Source organism: Streptomyces sudanensis (assembly GCF_023614315.1).
Classification (GTDB): Bacteria; Actinomycetota; Actinomycetes; order Streptomycetales; family Streptomycetaceae; genus Streptomyces; species Streptomyces sudanensis.
In genome coordinates, this window is sequence record NZ_CP095474.1 from 2,587,491 (window position 1) to 2,603,296 (window position 15,806).

Genomic DNA, 15,806 nt, shown 5'->3' on the forward strand with positions numbered 1-15,806 from the left:
GGTGTTGCAAGGTGGGGTGGGGGTGGCAGCGGGAGAGGGGGATGNAGNNCCGGCGGGGGCGGGGGCGCGGTGGGACGGCCGCCGCGCCGGTGCTCGATCATGGCGGTGGCCTGCGCGGGCAGCCACGCGGAGGCCGTGCCGCCGTCGTCGTCGCCGGCGAAGAGGTGCGGGGCGAGCTGCGCCTGGAGGTCCGCCGGGGTGGGGCGGAGCGCCGGGTCCGTCTGCATGCAGGACTCGATCAGCGGGCGCAGCTCCTCGGGCAGCCCCTCCAGGTCGGGGCCCTCGCGGAGCAGCATGAAGACGGTCTCGACGGGGTTGGCGCCGTGGAACGGCGCGTGCCCGGTCGCGGCGAACACCAGGGTGGAGCCGAGCGAGAAGACGTCGCTCGCCCCGGTGACGCTGCGCGAGTCGCGCGCCTGCTCGGGCGACATGTAGGCGGGCGTCCCGACGGCGACGTTGGTCATCGTCAGCCGGGTGTTGGAGACGCCGGAGGCGATGCCGAAGTCGATGACGCGCGGCCCGTCCTCGACGACGAGGACGTTGGACGGCTTCAGGTCGCGGTGGACGAGGCCGGCGCCGTGGATGGAGTGGAGGGCCTCGGCGACGCCGGCGGCCAGCCAGCGCACGGCGGGCGCGGGCAGCGGCCCGCACTCGTTCACTATCTCCTCGAGGGAGGGCGCGGGAACGTAGGCGGTGGCCAGCCACGGCACGGGGGCCCGCGGGTCGGCGTCGACGACGGCGGCCGTGTAGAAGCCAGACACGGCCCGCGCGGCCTCGACCTCCCGGGTGAAGCGAACGCGGAACAGCTGGTCCTCGGCGAGCTCGGTCCGCACGGTCTTGATCGCCACGCGGCGGCCGGACGCCGACCGCGCGAGATAGACCAGGCCCATGCCGCCGGCGCCGAGCCGGCCCAGCACCTCGAACGGGCCGATCCGTCTCGGGTCGTGCTGCGTCAGCTGCTCCACTTGCCTGCCACCTCCCCGTCAGGGCCATGAGGGTACGGCCCTGTGCCCCCTGATTCTTCATGTCCGGGGCGATGGTGGCGAACCCGGGGGCGGATCGGGGTGTCTCACCCGTAAGGGGACAGGCGTGCCAAAGGCGGCGGGGCGGCGGTCGCGGCGCTCCACGGCCGCCCGCCCGCCGCCCCGGACGCCCGCGGTGGCGGGCCGGCGGTTCAGGCCGCCCTGGGGTCGGCCAGTACGGCGAAGGCCGCGCCCTGGTCGTCGGCGAGGAGCGCGATCCGGCCGTACGGCGTGTCGAACGGGTCCTCGGTGACGCGGCCGCCGAGGCGGACGGCGGCGGCCACCGCCTCGTCGCAGTCGGCGACGGCGAAGTACACCAGGAAGTGGGCCGGCATCTCCGCGGGGAACGCCTCCCCGATCACGCTGCGCCCGCCGATCGCGTCGGCGTCGGTGGGTTCGCCCGCGCCGGCCGGGGACCAGACGCGGAAGTCGACGGACGGGTCGTCGAGGTCGCGCGTGCGGTAGCCGAAGAGGGCGTCGTAGAAGGCGTCGACGGCGTCCTTGTCGCGGGCCCGGGTGTACACCTCGGTCCAGCAGTACGAGCCGGGCAGGCCCTCCTTCTCGAAGCCCGCGTGCTCCTCGGCCTGCCAGAGGCCGAAGACGGCCCCGCCGGGGTCCGCCACGAGCGCGGTGATGCCGGCGGCGCCGACGCGCATGGGCTCGGTGATGACCTGCCCGCCGGCCTCCCGCACGCGGGCGGCGAGGGCGACGGCGTCGACGGTGGCCAGGTAGACCCCCCAGGCGGTGGGCATGCGGCCGTCCCGCTTGGGGGCGAGCCCGGCGACGCGCCGGCCGTCGTTGAGGGCGGTGGCGTAGGGGCCGTAGGTCTCGCCCTCGTCGGCGAAGGTCCAGCCGAACAGCTCGCCGTAGAAGCGCTTGCCCGCCTCCAGGTCCGGCAGCAGCACGTCCGCCCAGCAGGGCGTGCCCTCCGGCTTCTCCTCCGGGGCGCCTCCCGGCGCACGTTCCGCGGTCGCTGCCATGGGCGTGGTTCCTTCCCTGTGCACGGGCGCACTACGGATCATGTGTGCCCGTCACGGCCACGCTAATGCGGGTGCGGGGCGCGCGCAGGGGGAGGGAGCCCGCCGGGAAGTTGTCCACCGGGGTTTTCCACAGCCTGTTGATAATCATTCCGCAGCAGAAGAGGCACGGAGACGGGCGGAAGGCGCGGCCGGGAACGCGGCGTTCCGCCCCGGGGCCGGCCGGCGAATCCGCGATGCCGCCTTCTCCCGGCGCCTTCTCCGGACTCTCTCCAGGGTCCCCCTGGAGGCCTTCCCGAGGTCCTCCCGGGGCCCTCTCCCGGGCCTCCACGAGATCCCTCTCCGGCCTCCCCGAGATCCCTCTCCGGGTCTTCCCCGGGTCTTCCCGGGGTCTTCCCTCGGGACCTCCCCCGGCGCCCGCCAGGCCTTCCCGGAAAACCCGTCGGGAACAGTCCGCGCACGGCTCCGCACCCATTTGCAGTCGGCCGAATCGCGCGCCGAACACCCGTCGGTAAGCTGACGACATGACAGGACAAGTACGCACCGTCGACGGCCGCGTGGCCGGCCGGCGCGGCCAGGCGACGCGGCAGAAGCTGCTCGACTGCCTCAGCGAGATGCTCAGCTCCTCGCCGTACCGGGACGTCAAAGTCATCGACGTGGCCCGGAAGGCGGGCACTTCACCTGCGACGTTCTATCAGTATTTCCCGGACGTCGAGGGCGCCGTCCTGGAGATCGCCGAGGAAATGGCGAAGGATGGCGCAGGATTGACCGAATTGGTATCGGGCCGGTCCTGGGTCGGCAAGGCGGCGAAACAGGCGTCGGAGGAGCTCGTCGAGGGCTTCCTCGACTTCTGGCGGCGGCACGACGCGATCCTGCGCGTCGTCGACCTGGGAGCCGCCGAGGGCGACAAGCGGTTCTACAAGATCCGCATGCGGATCCTCGGTTCGGTCACCGGCTCCCTCACGGACGCGGTGAAGGAACTCCAGGCCAAGGGCCGGGTCGACAAGGACGTGAACCCCGCCGCGATGGCCGGGGCGCTGGTGACGATGCTGGCGTCGGTGGCGTCGCACCAGAAGGGCTTCCAGACCTGGGGCGTCAAGCAGGCCGAGCTCCGGCCGAACCTCGCGGTCCTGGTCCACCTAGGCATCACCGGCAAGAAGCCGGCGAAGTAGGGGCGCGTACGGCACCTCCCGCACGANCCCNNNCCCGCGCCCCGGCACCTCCCGTACGGCCCCGCCCGACCGCCCGGCGCTCCGGTCACGGCACGTCCTGTCACTCCGGAGGCGCGCCCCGCGACGGACGGCCGCGGGCACCCCGTACCCCGGGGCACCCCGTACCCCCTCCGCCCCTCCGCGCCGGGCCCATGATGTCCTCATGACGCACGGCACCTCCGGCCCCCACGCCACGCACGCCGCCTTCGAGGCGGCGCTCCACGCCCTGCGGGTGTGGGACACCGACCTGCCCGCCTTCGATCCGCTGACCGCCCCGGACGATCCGCTGGACCTGTTCCACGCCTGGTTCCTGGACGCGGCGGAGGCGGGCCAGCCCGAGCCGCACACCATGCAGCTCGCCACCGTCGGCGCGGACGGCCGCCCCGACGTGCGGACGGTGATGCTGCACGGCGCCGACGGGCACGGCTGGCGCTTCGCCACGCACTCCACCAGCGCCAAGGGGCGCCAGCTCGCCGCCCGCCCGTACGCGGCGCTGCACTTCTACTGGCCGCTGCGGGGCCGCCAGGTCCGCCTGCGCGGTCCCGTCGCCCCGGGCACGCCCGAGGAGGCGCGGGCCGATCTCCGTGCCCGCTCGACAGGCGCCCTCGCGGCGGCGCTGACCGGCCGCCAGAGCGCACCGCTCGCCTCCCCGCGGGAGCTCGCGGAGGCGAGCGCACGGGCCTGGGAGCGGGCCGGGTCCGACCCGGCGGCCGAGGCCCCGACCTGGACGGTCTACCGCCTGGCCCCCCGGGAGGCGGAGTTCTTCCAGGGGGACGCGCGCCGCCGCCACGTCCGCCTGCGCTACGACCATGCGTCATCCGCCGCCCCGTGGTCCCGCGGCCTGCTCTGGCCCTGACCCCCCGGCGCGGCCCGGACCCGGACGGGTGCCGGCGGACGCCGACGGACGCTGACGGACACGGTCGGACACGGACGGCAGGTGGCGGGCGGCAGGCCGTCGCAGCGCGGGGCGGGCGGGACCCGGCGGACCGGGCGGGTACGGGCGGACCCGGCGGACCGAGAAGGCACGGGCGGACCGGGTGGGCCGGGAGGTACGAACGGATACGGGCGACCGGGCCGGGCCGGGCTCGCCCGCGCCGCTTCCGCGTCCCTCCCGGGGCCGTTCGGGAGGGTCCGGCCGTTCGCGCCGGGGCCCGCCGCCGGCTCTCCTCCCGGTCCGCCACCGGTGCCCGCGCGGGGCCGCCGGGGAGCGGGGCCTGTAGGGGCCGGGGCCGCGGGGGCGCGGGGGCGCCCCCGCCGGGAGCGGTTTTCCGCCGGGGCCGGGGTACGGCGGGCGCGGCGACCGTTACGCTCGGCGTCCATGCCCTTACGATGNGTNNNNGNCCNNCACGCCCCCGGCCCCCGTGCTCGGGCCGCCCGTCTACGTCGTCGGCGGCGGCCCCGGCGGGCTCGCGGCGGCGGCGGCGCTGCGCGGGCGCGGGGTGCGGGCGGTCGTCCTGGAGAAGTCCCCCGCCGTCGCCGCGTCCTGGCGCCGCCACTACGACCGGTTGCGGTTGCACACGACGCGCCGCATGTCCGCCCTGCCCGGCCTGCCGATGCCCCGGTCGTTCGGGCGCTGGGTGTCGCGCGACGACATGGTGCGGTACCTGGAGGAGTACGCGCGGAGGCACGGCCTGGAGGTCGTGACCGGCGTCGAGGTGGTCCGCATAGAGCGGGCGGCACCGGACGGGGGTGACGGGGACGGGGGCGGCGGCTGGGTGCTGCACGCCTCCGGCGGGCGGCGCCTGACCACGCGCGCGGTCGTCGTCGCGACGGGCGCCGCGCACGTCCCGGTGCTCCCCGCCTGGCCGGGCCGCGAGGAGTGGGCCGGCGACCTGCGGCACGCCGCCGCGTACCGCTCCCCCGCCCCGTACGCGGACAAGGACGTGCTGGTGGTCGGCGCCGGGAACAGCGGCGCGGAGATAGCCGTCGACCTGGCGGAGGGCGGTGCGGCACGGGTGCGGCTGGCCGTCCGCACCGCGCCGCACGTGGTGCGCCGTTCGGTCGCCGGCTGGTCCGCGCAGAGGACCGCGGTCCTGCTGCGGCGGTGGCCGGTGTGGGCGGCGGACCGGCTGTTGCGGGCGGTGCAGCGGGTGACGGTGCCGGACTTGTCGGCGTACGGGCTGCCGCGCCCGGGCACCGGCCCGTACGCGCGGCTGCGGCGGGACGGCTCGGTGCCGGTGCACGACACGGGGCTGGTCGACGCGGTGCGGCGCGGACGGGTGGAGCCGGTGGCCGCGGTGACCGGCTTCGGGGAGGACGGCGGGGTCGCGCTGGCGGACGGCTCGGTGGTGCACCCGGACGCGGTGATAGCGGCGACCGGTTACCAGGGTGCGCTGGAGGGCCTGGTGGGCCACCTGGGCGTACTGGACGCGGACGGCCGCCCGCGCGCACGGGGGGCGCGTGCGGCGGCGGAGGCGCCGGGCCTGTACTTCGTGGGCTTCGCCCGGCCGCTCGGCGGCCTGCTGCGGGAGCTGGCGGCGGAGGCACGGCGCGTGGCCCGCGCCATAGCGGCGACCCCGCAGCCCCCGGCCCCCTACGGGGTGCACGGCGGCCACGGCCCGGAGGGGAACCCCGAGGCCCTTCGAGCGGCCGGGGAGGCGGGCGCCGAGTCGGCGGACCGCCCCGAAGGGCCCCCGGACGTCCTTCCGCCCGGCGCTTTCCAGCCGGTCAGCCTGCCGCGCTGACGGCCGGCCGAACCCGCGTGGGCGCGCCCCGCCGGCCCCCGCGCGACGACCTCGTACCCGTACGGGGGCGGCGTGCCCGTACGAGTTCGGCACCGATACAGGGTGGGGATGGACGGCGTTCCCGTACGGGGCGGGGTGGGCNGCGTTCCCGTACGGGAGGGGCGGGCAAGCGGCGTTCCCGTACGGGGCAGCGCACCCCGGACCGGCGCGGACCGGCGCCCCGTGCTCCGGGGCCCGGACCGGGTTCGGGGTCCGGCAGCCGGAGGCCCCGGGGGCCGGAGGGCCGTGGCCCGGCAGCCGGAACCCGCAGTCCCCGCCGTCCGCCGTCCGGCGACCGGCGACCGGAAGGGCCGACGACTCACAGCCGCCGGCCGAAGGGCCGCAGCCGACAACCAGCGGCCAAGGGCCCGGAGCCGCCGGAACCGCAAGAGGCACCGGTGCCGGGAGAGCCCCCGCCCCCGCCGTTTCGGGCACCGGCGCCGGGAGAGCCTCCGCCTCCGCCGTTTCGGGCGCCGCCGTCCGAACCCGGCTACCCGAGCCCGCCGTCCGAACCACGCCGACCGAACCCCACCGCCTCGGCCCGCCGTCCGAACCACACCGACCGAACCCCACCGCCTCGGCCCGCCGTCCGAACCACACCGACCGAACCCCACCACCCGGATCCCGCCGTCCGAACCACACCGACCGAACCCCACCACCCGGATCCCGCCGTCCGAACCACACCGACCGAACCCCACCACCCAGGCCCACCGCCCCGGCCCGCCGTCCGGGCCCCGCCGGCCACTCGCCTCCCCTTTCCCCGTCCTCCCGCATCCCGACTTTCCGGACGGCGGAGCCGTCTTCCCTGAAATCCGAGGCGGGATACGGAGAAAAGGCACGGCCCGTTGCCGGAAAGGCATGACGGGGTTCGGGCCGCATTGACCGCGCACCGCCCGGCGGCGGGCGGGGGGCATTCCCGTCGTGGCCGACGGATGCCGGTATTCCCGGTACCGGCAGGAAAGCGCGCCGACCGACGGGGGTCCGGGCTTCGCACCGTTCCCCGGGGTTCCTTCCGTATTCGGCGGAGTGCCCGAAAGGCGGGGCGGAGGCCGGCAGAGTAGTTCACACGGATACGAGTCCCGTCTCCGCCCGCGGTGCGCCGCCCGCCGCCCGCCGGCTTCGAACAGCGCACGGCGGACGCTCGCGTCCCCGGCGTCCCGGCGAATTTCCCGGCTCACGTCCTCCTCCCGCTCCGGTACGCCTCCCGGACCGCCTCCGCCAGTCCGGGCGCCCAGGCCGCGGCGCCGCCGTCCGACGGCCAGACCAGCAGGAGGCGGTGGCGGGTGCCGGCGTCGGACAGCGGGGTGTAGGCCACTCCGACCGCCGGCGCGGGGAGCGGGTAGGCGGGCAGCACGCCGCGGACCCCGCAGACCAGCGCCGCCGCCTCGGCCTCGTCGGACGTCCGGCGCAGTTCGACGTCCACACCGGCGTGCCGCACGGCCGCCGTGAAGTGGCGGCGCAGGTCGGCGTGGCGGCGGCCTCCGACGAGCAGGCACAGTTCACCGGTCAGGTCGGCGAGGGAGAGCGAGGGGCGCCCGGCCAGCCGGTGGTCGGTCGCGGTGCCGATCAGCATGTCCTCCTCGGCGAGCACGGCGGACTCCAAAGGGCCGGGGAGGGGCCCGTCCAGCACGGAGGAGTGCCGCACCACGGCCAGGTCGAGGCGGTGCGTGCGGAAGAGGTCCGGCAGGGCGGCGCCGAAGGCCGCGGTCCGCGGGTCGGCGGCCGGCTCGCGGTACGCGTCGAGGAGGGTGCACGGCTCGACGGCGGATCGCGGGAGCAGGGCCCGGGCGTGGGCGGCCACCAGGGGGAGGACGGGGGTCGGGACCGTGCCGATGCGCAGGCGCTCCGTCGGCGGNCCGGCGGTGGCGGCGGGGTCCTCGTGCCGGCCGGCGGCCAGGAGGCGGTCGATCTTCGGGAGCAGTTCGTCGGCGCAGAGCAGCAGCAGCCGGCCGGCGGCGGTGAGGCGGGCCCCCTGGTGGTCGCGGCGGAGCACGACGAGCCCGGTCGCCCGCTCCAGGTGCTGGATGCGGCGGGTGACGCCGGCCTGGCTGACGCCGAGCGCGCGGGCCGCGCCGGCCAGGCTCCCCGTGTCGGCCACGGCCCGCAGCACCCGCAGGTCCTGGACCTCCACGTTCATGGCGATCCGGCGAGTGACAGCTCGCGGTGCGCGGCGGAGAGCAGCGAGACCAGCTTCGGCATCCGGGCGGCGACCCAGCTCTCCCTGCGGTAGGCCACCAGGTGGGTCACCCGCAGGTCCAGGTCGGCCACCGGGCGGCGCACCACGCCCGGTTGGACGGGGCGGTACGCCTGGGTCAGGGCGACGCAGCCCTGGTGGCGGATCACCGGGCAGCGGGGGCCGGCCACCGCGATGTCGTGGGTGATGCGCGGGGTGAACCCGTGGGGGGCGCAGATCCGGCGGAGCCACTCGTCGCAGGCGTCGGGGCCGGTGCACGAGATCCAGTCCTCGCACGCCAGGTCCGCCATGGTGAGCCGTTCGGCGACGGCCGGGGGGCGGCCGGCGGCCACCGCGAGCAGTACCGGGCTCTCGGCCCAGGGGACGTGCGCGATCGGGCCCTCGTCGGAGGGGAGGGGGCCCCTCACGGCCTGGTGGTCCCGCAGGGCGATGTCGATCTCCCCCTCCCGCAGCAGGCCCATCAGCTCGCGGCCGGAGGGCGCGGTGACGATCTGCACCCGCTCCTCGGACGGCAGCCGCCGCAGGGAGCGGAGGAGGGGTTCGTAGAACACGTTGCACGCCGTTCCGCCGATCCGCAGCGTCCGGCGGCGCAGCATGCGGTAGTCGCGCACCTGCTCACCGAAGTCGTCGAAGGAGCGGAGGATGGACTCCGCGTGGTCCAGGACGGCGCTGCCCAGGGGGGTGGGGCGGGTGCCGTGCTGGTCACGTTCGAACAGCGTCCCGCCGAACAGCTCCTCCAGCCTCCGGATCTGACGGCTCAGAGCGGGCTGGGGGAGCCCCAGGACCGTCGCGGCCTTGTTGAGGCTTCCGGTCTCGGAGACGACGCACAGCTGACGTAAGTGGCGGAATTGCAGGTCCATGTCAATAGTTAAGCCGCTTCCCGGAACCTTTGCCAGGGCTGGGACTCAACGCGTTCGATTTGCGGTTTTCATGTTCCCGAAAGTCACCGATGGTCCACCGGCGAACACGCTGCGCCGCACTGGCGGGAATTGCGCCGATGGCATAACCGCCCGGCATTACTCAACCCCGCGGCGGGCCGTCACCATTCCACTCATCGCCTCATGGGCCGCCGGCCCGACCGTGCGAGGGGGGCTCATCCACACCACTACTTGAGAGCGAATATGTTTGAGATTGAACCACTTACCGAGCGATGTCGCGGCCTATTGCCGGAAGCCGTTCACGTGTGCATCGGAGTCAGCCCTTTCAACAGCTACTTCAGCACACCGCGACTGCGGCGGCTGGCCGACTGGGCCCTGACGCGCTTTCCCGGCGTCCACTTCTTCGTGCCCGACGCGGCGGCCGCATACACCCTGGAGGCACTGGGGTACGACCCGGCCCGCGCCCGCCACAAGGCCCAGCGCCAGGGGCAGTACGTGCACAACAAGATCTGCACCGCCCTGCGCGCGGAGGGCGTGGAGCACCCCGAGGACCTGGTCCTGGGCATGGACCGGCTGCACGGCACGGCCCGCTACACGGAGCTGCTCGACGAGGCGCACCGCCGCTTCCACGAGGACGGGGACTTCCGCGCGGCCTGCCTGGACGCCTCGCACTGGGTGCTGGACCGGAAGCTGCCGCCGGGCACCGTGCCGACCGAGGAGCAACTGCGCGGCGCCGTCCGCTACTTCCTCGCCGAACTGCCGCTCTTCGTCGACTCCGGGGGCATCGCGGGCCACGGGCCGTCGTTCTTCGTCTACCACCAGCGGGTCGCCTTCCTGGAGCGCTTCTTCCGCCACGAGCTGAGCTGGCGGCCGGTGGACGGACAGGGCTTCCTGGTCGTCCGCGAGGCGGCGGGGGACGTCCCCGCGGCGGAGGAACCGGCCGCCCCCGTGCGGGAGGTGGCCCATGGGGTCGGCTGACGCCGGACGAGGAGGCGCCGCCCCGCCGGAGGACGCCGGGGCAGCCGCCCGGTCCGCCGGGAACGAGGCCCTGGACGACTACTCGCTGACCCCGGTGCCCGAGGAGGCCCGCCACTCCTGGTTCTCCGTGGCGGTGCAGCGCTTCGGGCAGGTCTCCTCCTTCCAGCAGTTCATGGTGGGGGCCGTACTGGGCTACGGCATGACGTTCACCGACGCGGTGATCGCCATCACCGTCGGCTCGGTGATGCTGGAGGTCGTCACCATCCTGATGGGCGTCGCCGGGGTGAAGGAGGGCGTGTCCACCTCGGTGCTGGCCCGCTGGTCGGGCTTCGGCCGCAAGGGCTCCGCCGCCGTCGGCATGCTGGTGGCACTCAGCCTCGCCGGCTGGTTCGGCGTCCAGAACGGCGTCTTCGCCCGGGGCATGCACGACCTCGCCGGCGGAGTCCCCGAATGGGCCTGGGCGGTGGCGGGCGGCGCGGCGGTCACCGCCATCTCGGTCCACGGCTTCAAGGTCATGGCGTGGACGGCCTACCTGACCGTGCCGGCGTTCCTGATCCTGGCCGGCTGGTCGGTGGCCGAGACGCTGGTCGGCCACCCGCTGGACGAGCTGCTGACCGGGGCGCCCCCCGGCCCGGTCCTCACCCTGGCCGAGGGCACCACGCTGGTGGCAGGCGCGTTCATCCTGGGCGCGCTGATGACCCCGGACATGACGCGCTTCAACCGCCGCCCCTCCGACGTCGTCAAGCAGACCCTGCTCGGGGTGACGCTGGGCGAGTACCTGATCGGGCTCACCGCGGTGATGCTCGGGCACGCAGCCCGCACCGCCGACATCGTCGGCATCATCACCACCTCCTCCGGCCTCCTCGGCACCCTGATCCTGGCCACGTCGATCCTCAAGATCAACGACTGGAACCTGTACTCGTCCGCGCTGGCCACGGTCAACAGCGTCGACGTCCTCTTCGGCCGCCGCGTCGGCCGGCGGGGCGTCACCCTGGTGATCGGCACGGTGGGGACCGTCCTGTCCGCCGCCGGCATCGCCGACGACTTCACCGGCTTCCTGGAGACCATCGGGGTGCTCGCCCCGCCGGTGGCCGGGATCATCATCGCCGAGTACTACGTGGTGCGCCGGTACCGCGCCGACCTGGAACGGGCCCGCCGCACGGGCCGGGAGCCCGACATCCCGAACTGGCTGCCCCTGTCGCTGGTCTGCTGGGCCGCCGGGACGCTGGCCGGCGTGTACCTGGACGCCGGGATCCCCGCCATCAACGCCGTCGTGGCCGCCTTCGCCCTCTACGCGCTGGCCGGCCGGGCGATGGAGGCCCGGCGCCGCACCCCCGCCCCAAAGACCCCCCTGCCGGCCGAACGGCAGGACGAGGACCGGAGGCCGACGTGCTACCCCTGATCGAACGGGACGAACTGAAAGCCGAGATGGACGCCGGGAAGGTCGTCGTGGTCGACACGATGCCGACCGCCTACTACGAACGCGAGCACCTGCCCGGCGCGGTGAACATTCCGGGGTTCCCCTACGAGGAGGCGGCGCGCTTCACCGACGAACTCGCGCCCACCGTACTCCCGGACCGCACCGCCCCCATAGTCGTGTACTGCGCGAACGTGCCGTGCCGCAACAGCGAACTCGTCGGCGCGCGCCTGGTGTCGCTCGGTTACACGGACGTGCGCAAGTACCGCGAGGGGATCGAGGACTGGGTGGCCCACGGCCTGCCGACGCAGACCGCCGCGGGCTGAACGACACCCGGCGCACTNCCCCGNCCCCCGCACGCGCACGACCATCCCCAACCCCCACGGAAGGAAAACGATCATGTATCGCAAACTGGCTGTGGCCGCCACGGCCGTCGCCATGCTCCTCGGCGGCACCGCCGCCACCGCCGTCGCCGCCCCGGCGGCGCCGGCGGCCGAGGCACCCGCCGCGGCGACGATCCCCAACGTCGTCGACGTCACCTCGGCCAACTACGCGCAGGTCATGCAGTGGTCGTACACCAAGCCGGTGGTGCTCGACTTCACCGCCAGCTGGTGTTACTGGTGCCAGAAGCAGAAGCCGTACCTCCAGCAGTACAACACCGCCGACAACGGCGCCTGGGTGTGGGCGAAGGTCGACGTCGACAGGAACCGGGACCTGTACAACAAGTACGCGGTCCGCGGCATCCCGGCCCTGCTCAACATCCAGAACGGCAAGGAGGCCGGCAGCCGCATGGTGGGCTTCGACGGCCCGACCTCGCTGCGGAACTGGCTGAACAACCTGTAAGGGCCACCCGTGCCGCCGCCGCTCCCCGCGGCGGCGGCACGTCCGCCCCGGGCGCCGCCCCCGTGGATCCCCNGCCGAACACCCCGCACGCACCACCGGCGCGCCGCGCACCCGCGGCACACCCGCAAGCCCCCCGTCCCCTGCCGCCGCGACACGCGGCGGCCCCTCGTGAGAACACCGGCGAAAGGCCCATCCCCCCATGAAGAAGTCCCTGTTGAGGAGCGCGACGGCGGCCGTGGCGGCCGGCGTGGCCCTTCCCGTCCTGATCGCCGGCCCGGCCTCCTCGGCCGCCCCGGCCGACCGGCCCTCGTCCGCCTCCGCCTCCACCACCGGCGTGTACGTCATCGAGATCAACAGCACCGAGGCGACCAAGGAGGCGGTCACCCGGCGGGCGAACGAGGTGATCGCCACCAACGGCGGCACGCTGCGGCGGGTGTACCACGCCGCCTCCCAGGCGTTCTCCGTGTCGCTCACCCCGGAGCAGGTGACCTCCTACTACAAGGACACCCGCGTCGACTCGATCACCAGCGACCGCGTCTACCGCGTCGCCGGGAAGCAGCAGGCCGTCCGGAAGCTGGACGCCGGGGCGACGGGAGTGGCGGCCCTCGGCGGCGGCGTCCAGACGTCACCGCCCTCGTGGGGCCTGGACCGCGTGGACCAGCGCGACCTGCCCCTGAACAACACCTACAAGTTCTCCAGCACCGGTGCGGGCGTGGACGCCTACATCGTCGACACCGGTGTGCGGGTCGGCCACCAGGAGTTCATGGGAGGCCGGGCCCAGGGCGTGTACGACGCCATCAGGCAGGCCCCCGGCGGCGCCGGCGACTGCAACGGCCACGGCACCGCCTCCGCGGCCACCGCCGCCGGACTGTGGAGCGGTGTCGCCAAGGGCGCCACCGTGAAGTCGGTGCGCGCCTTCGGCTGCGACGGCACCGGCACGCTGGAGCACATCATGTCCGCGGTCGACTGGATCACCGCCAACGCCGACGGCCCCTCCGTCGTCAACCTGGGCTTCTCCGGCGAGCCGGGCTCGGTGCTCGACCTCCAGCTCTACCAGATGACCGAGAAGGGCATCGCGTACACCGCCGCCGCGGGCAACGGCGACAGCTCGGGCAACGGCATCGAGTCCTGCGAGACGACCCCCGCCCGGCAGACCACCGCCATCACCGTCGCCGCCACCGACCGCAGCGACCGGCGGCCGGCCTGGTCCAACTACGGCTACTGCGTCCACCTGTTCGCGCCCGGCACCGACATCACCACCGCCGGCGCGCTGAGCAACAGCTCCTACGTCAGGCTCACCGGCACTTCCGCGGCCACCGCCGAGGTCACCGGCGCGGCGGCCCTCTACCTGGCCGCCCACCCCGAGGCCACGCCGGTCGAGCTGGACGAGGCGCTCATCGCCGCCGCCACCAAGGACCGCGTGCTGGACGCGGGCACGGACTCCCGGAACCTGCTGCTGTACACCGGCCCGACCGGCGGTACGGGGGGACGGGCCGACCGGTGAGCGGCGACATCCGCGACGTCGTCGTCATCGGCTCCGGCCCCGCCGGCTACACCGCCGCCCTCTACACCGCCCGGGCCGACCTCCGCCCGCTGGTCCTGCGCGGCAGCACCTTCGTCGGCGGTTCGCTGGCCACCACCACCGAGGTGGAGAACTACCCCGGCTTCCCCCGGGGCGTGCAGGGACCGGAGCTGATGGACGCCATGGCGGCCCAGGCGGAACGGTTCGGCGCCGAACTGGTCGACCTGGACGCGGTCGACGTCGACCTGGCGGGCGACGTCAAGAGGATCACCGACGGCTCGGGGCGCGAGCACCTGGCGCGGACCGTCGTCGTCGCCACCGGGTCGGGCTACCGCAAGCTCGGCCTGGACAAGGAGGACGAGCTGTCCGGCCGGGGCGTCTCCTGGTGCGCCACCTGCGACGGGTTCTTCTTCCGGGGCCACGACATCGCCGTGGTCGGCGGCGGCGACACCGCGCTGGAGGAGGCCACCTTCCTGAGTCGGTACGCCCGTTCGGTCACGGTGGTCCACCGGCGGGACACCCTGCGGGCCTCCAAGGCGATGCAGCGGCGGGCCTTCGCCGACCCGAGGATCTCCTTCGCCTTCGAACGCGAGGTGGTGGCCCTGCACGGCGACACCGGCACGGGCCTGACCGGCGTCACGCTCCGGGACACGGCCACCGGGGCGACGGAGGACCGGGCGGTGACGGGGCTGTTCGTCGCGATCGGCCACGACCCGCGCACCGAGCTCTTCGCCGGCCGGCTCGCCCTGGACGAGGCCGGGTACGTACGGGTGGACGCGCCGTCGACCCGCACCAGCGTGCCGGGGGTGTTCGCGGCGGGCGACGTCGTCGACCACGTCTACCGCCAGGCCGTCACCGCGGCCGGTACCGGATGCGCGGCGGCCCTGGACGCCGAGCGGTACCTGGCGAAGCTCCACGACAGGGAACTCAGTGGGGAGTTCTCCACTCCCTAGGCACCCCCCGCCTGGGAGGTCGTGGACGGGTGGGGGCCTTCGGGTCCGGCGGGTGCGGCGAGGGCCCCGCCGGACCCGGGNCCCCGCCTCCCGGCCCCCGCCGCGACATCCGGCGGGGGCCGGTCCGCACGCGCCGAGGACCGTCACCGGCCCTCGGCGTCCCCTCGCCGCAGATCACCGCGCACCGCCGCGAACCACCGGCGCCGGCGGCACCGGACCGGCGCCCCGCGGCGACCGGCGTACGGGGAAGCGGTCGTCAGACGGTGTTGGTCACGGTCCGGGGCGGTTCGTACGCCTCCGGCTCGTGCGCCGCCCGGGCGAGCACCGCCGGGCTCCTGTCCATCTCGCACCAGATGCGCTTGCCGCGCCCCTCCGGCTGCCAGCCCCACCGGTCGGCGAGTCCGTCGATCAACTCCAGTCCCCGGCCGTGGGTGTCGGCGCCGTCCGCCCTGCGCTGCTGCGGCGGGGAGGCGCTGTCGTCCGCCACCTCCACCCGGACGATGCCCGCGCCGGCGCCGCCCGGCCCGAACAGCAGCCGCAGCACGGCCGGACAGCCGGTGTGCACGACGGCGTTGGTCACGAGCTCCGAGATCAGGAGCACGAGGGTGTCGGCGAGCGGTTCGTCGGCGTCTATCCCCGAACCGGCCAGCCGCGACCTCGCCCACCTGCGGGCCCGCCCCACCTCCGCGGGATCCGGCCCGACCTCCAACTGAACCTGAAGCACCTGCACCGCTCACACCATCCGAACCGGCGGACACATCGCCTCGCGCCTCACAGCGAACCTTGGGCGCTCAGCATGGTTGACGTTCCGTCACCGAAACAAGCGCTTCGGGCATATTCCCGCGCGAAGGAGTACGGCTGGTGCATACTGTGCGACGCACTTTTCGCCCAGTCGAACGCGGACCCGCGACCGCCACGCCGCCGCCCGCACACGGCCGGTGCGGCCCCGCCGGCGATCCCGCCGCCCGTCGGCGGCCCCCTTGCGCGCCGCCGCCCCGCACACCCCGCGCCCCTCACCGAGCGTGACCGTCCGGCTGCCGGACGGNCGCGCNCGCCGCGTCGGGTCGGAACGGCCCCGGCGGGCGCCC

Annotated in this window: 13 protein-coding genes and 2 pseudogenes; 9 read left to right on the top strand and 6 right to left on the bottom strand. The window is 74.8% G+C overall.

The window, feature by feature from the left end:
- Positions 1–49: 49 nt before the first annotated feature.
- Positions 50–965, bottom strand: a pseudogene (locus tag MW084_RS11975) (serine/threonine-protein kinase); the annotation flags it as partial.
- 209 nt (positions 966–1,174) lie between these two features.
- Positions 1,175–2,002 (bottom strand): VOC family protein, encoded by an 828-nt coding sequence (locus MW084_RS11980; RefSeq protein WP_010473198.1) that lies wholly within the window; start codon positions 2,000–2,002, stop codon positions 1,175–1,177.
- A gap of 521 nt (positions 2,003–2,523) precedes the next feature.
- Here MW084_RS11980 and MW084_RS11985 point away from each other — a divergent pair.
- From MW084_RS11985 to MW084_RS11995, 3 genes are all read left to right on the top strand, one after another.
- Positions 2,524–3,171 (top strand): TetR family transcriptional regulator, encoded by a 648-nt coding sequence (locus MW084_RS11985; RefSeq protein WP_010473194.1) that lies wholly within the window; start codon positions 2,524–2,526, stop codon positions 3,169–3,171.
- Between the two features lie 202 nt (positions 3,172–3,373).
- The gene (locus MW084_RS11990) at positions 3,374–4,066 is read left to right on the top strand and encodes a pyridoxine/pyridoxamine 5'-phosphate oxidase (RefSeq protein WP_010473192.1); all 693 of its coding nucleotides are present in this window, start codon (positions 3,374–3,376) and stop codon (positions 4,064–4,066) included.
- A 505-nt stretch (positions 4,067–4,571) separates the two neighbouring features.
- Complete coding sequence (locus MW084_RS11995; protein WP_010473190.1) at positions 4,572–5,894, top strand: flavin-containing monooxygenase; 1,323 nt, start codon at positions 4,572–4,574, stop codon at positions 5,892–5,894.
- A gap of 1,213 nt (positions 5,895–7,107) precedes the next feature.
- Here MW084_RS11995 and MW084_RS12000 read toward each other — a convergent pair.
- From MW084_RS12000 to MW084_RS12005, 3 genes and pseudogenes are all read right to left on the bottom strand, one after another.
- The coding region (locus MW084_RS12000) for a LysR substrate-binding domain-containing protein (protein ID WP_275563585.1) at positions 7,108–7,788 on the bottom strand (681 nt) is incomplete at its 5' end.
- A gap of 1 nt (position 7,789) precedes the next feature.
- Positions 7,790–8,070 (bottom strand): annotated as a pseudogene (locus MW084_RS24575) (helix-turn-helix domain-containing protein); the annotation flags it as partial.
- Positions 8,067–8,987 carry a LysR family transcriptional regulator gene (locus MW084_RS12005; protein WP_010473187.1) on the bottom strand — a complete coding sequence of 307 codons (921 nt, stop codon included), beginning with the start codon at positions 8,985–8,987 and terminating at the stop codon, positions 8,067–8,069. The pseudogene MW084_RS24575 and the gene MW084_RS12005, both read right to left, overlap by 4 nt.
- A gap of 261 nt (positions 8,988–9,248) precedes the next feature.
- On the opposite strand from MW084_RS12005, the gene MW084_RS12010 reads away from it, so the two are divergent.
- The 6 genes from MW084_RS12010 to trxB all read left to right on the top strand — a co-directional run bounded on the left by MW084_RS12010 (position 9,249) and on the right by trxB (position 14,718).
- Positions 9,249–9,983 carry a tRNA-dependent cyclodipeptide synthase gene (locus tag MW084_RS12010; protein ID WP_050986820.1) on the top strand — a complete coding sequence of 245 codons (735 nt, stop codon included), beginning with the start codon at positions 9,249–9,251 and terminating at the stop codon, positions 9,981–9,983.
- Positions 9,970–11,385, top strand: coding sequence for a purine-cytosine permease family protein (locus tag MW084_RS12015; protein WP_010473182.1), 1,416 nt, complete (start codon positions 9,970–9,972; stop codon positions 11,383–11,385). Before MW084_RS12010 ends, MW084_RS12015 begins: the two co-directional genes overlap by 14 nt.
- Positions 11,373–11,726, top strand: a complete 354-nt coding sequence (locus MW084_RS12020; RefSeq protein WP_010473180.1) for a rhodanese-like domain-containing protein — start codon at positions 11,373–11,375, stop codon at positions 11,724–11,726. The genes MW084_RS12015 and MW084_RS12020 overlap by 13 nt, the downstream gene beginning before the upstream one ends.
- 73 nt (positions 11,727–11,799) lie before the next feature.
- The gene (locus MW084_RS12025; RefSeq protein ID WP_010473179.1) at positions 11,800–12,243 is read left to right on the top strand and encodes a thioredoxin family protein; all 444 of its coding nucleotides are present in this window, start codon (positions 11,800–11,802) and stop codon (positions 12,241–12,243) included.
- 199 nt (positions 12,244–12,442) lie between these two features.
- Complete coding sequence (locus tag MW084_RS12030; RefSeq protein WP_158684349.1) at positions 12,443–13,747, top strand: S8 family peptidase; 1,305 nt, start codon at positions 12,443–12,445, stop codon at positions 13,745–13,747.
- Positions 13,744–14,718, top strand: a complete 975-nt coding sequence (trxB, locus tag MW084_RS12035; RefSeq protein ID WP_010473175.1) for a thioredoxin-disulfide reductase — start codon at positions 13,744–13,746, stop codon at positions 14,716–14,718. The genes MW084_RS12030 and trxB overlap by 4 nt, the downstream gene beginning before the upstream one ends.
- 256 nt (positions 14,719–14,974) lie before the next feature.
- Here the strand turns inward: trxB and MW084_RS12040 are convergent, their stop codons facing one another.
- On the bottom strand, positions 14,975–15,448 hold the full coding sequence (locus MW084_RS12040; protein WP_029553694.1) for an ATP-binding protein: 474 nt from the start codon (positions 15,446–15,448) through the stop codon (positions 14,975–14,977).
- Between the last annotated feature and the right edge of the window lie 358 nt (positions 15,449–15,806).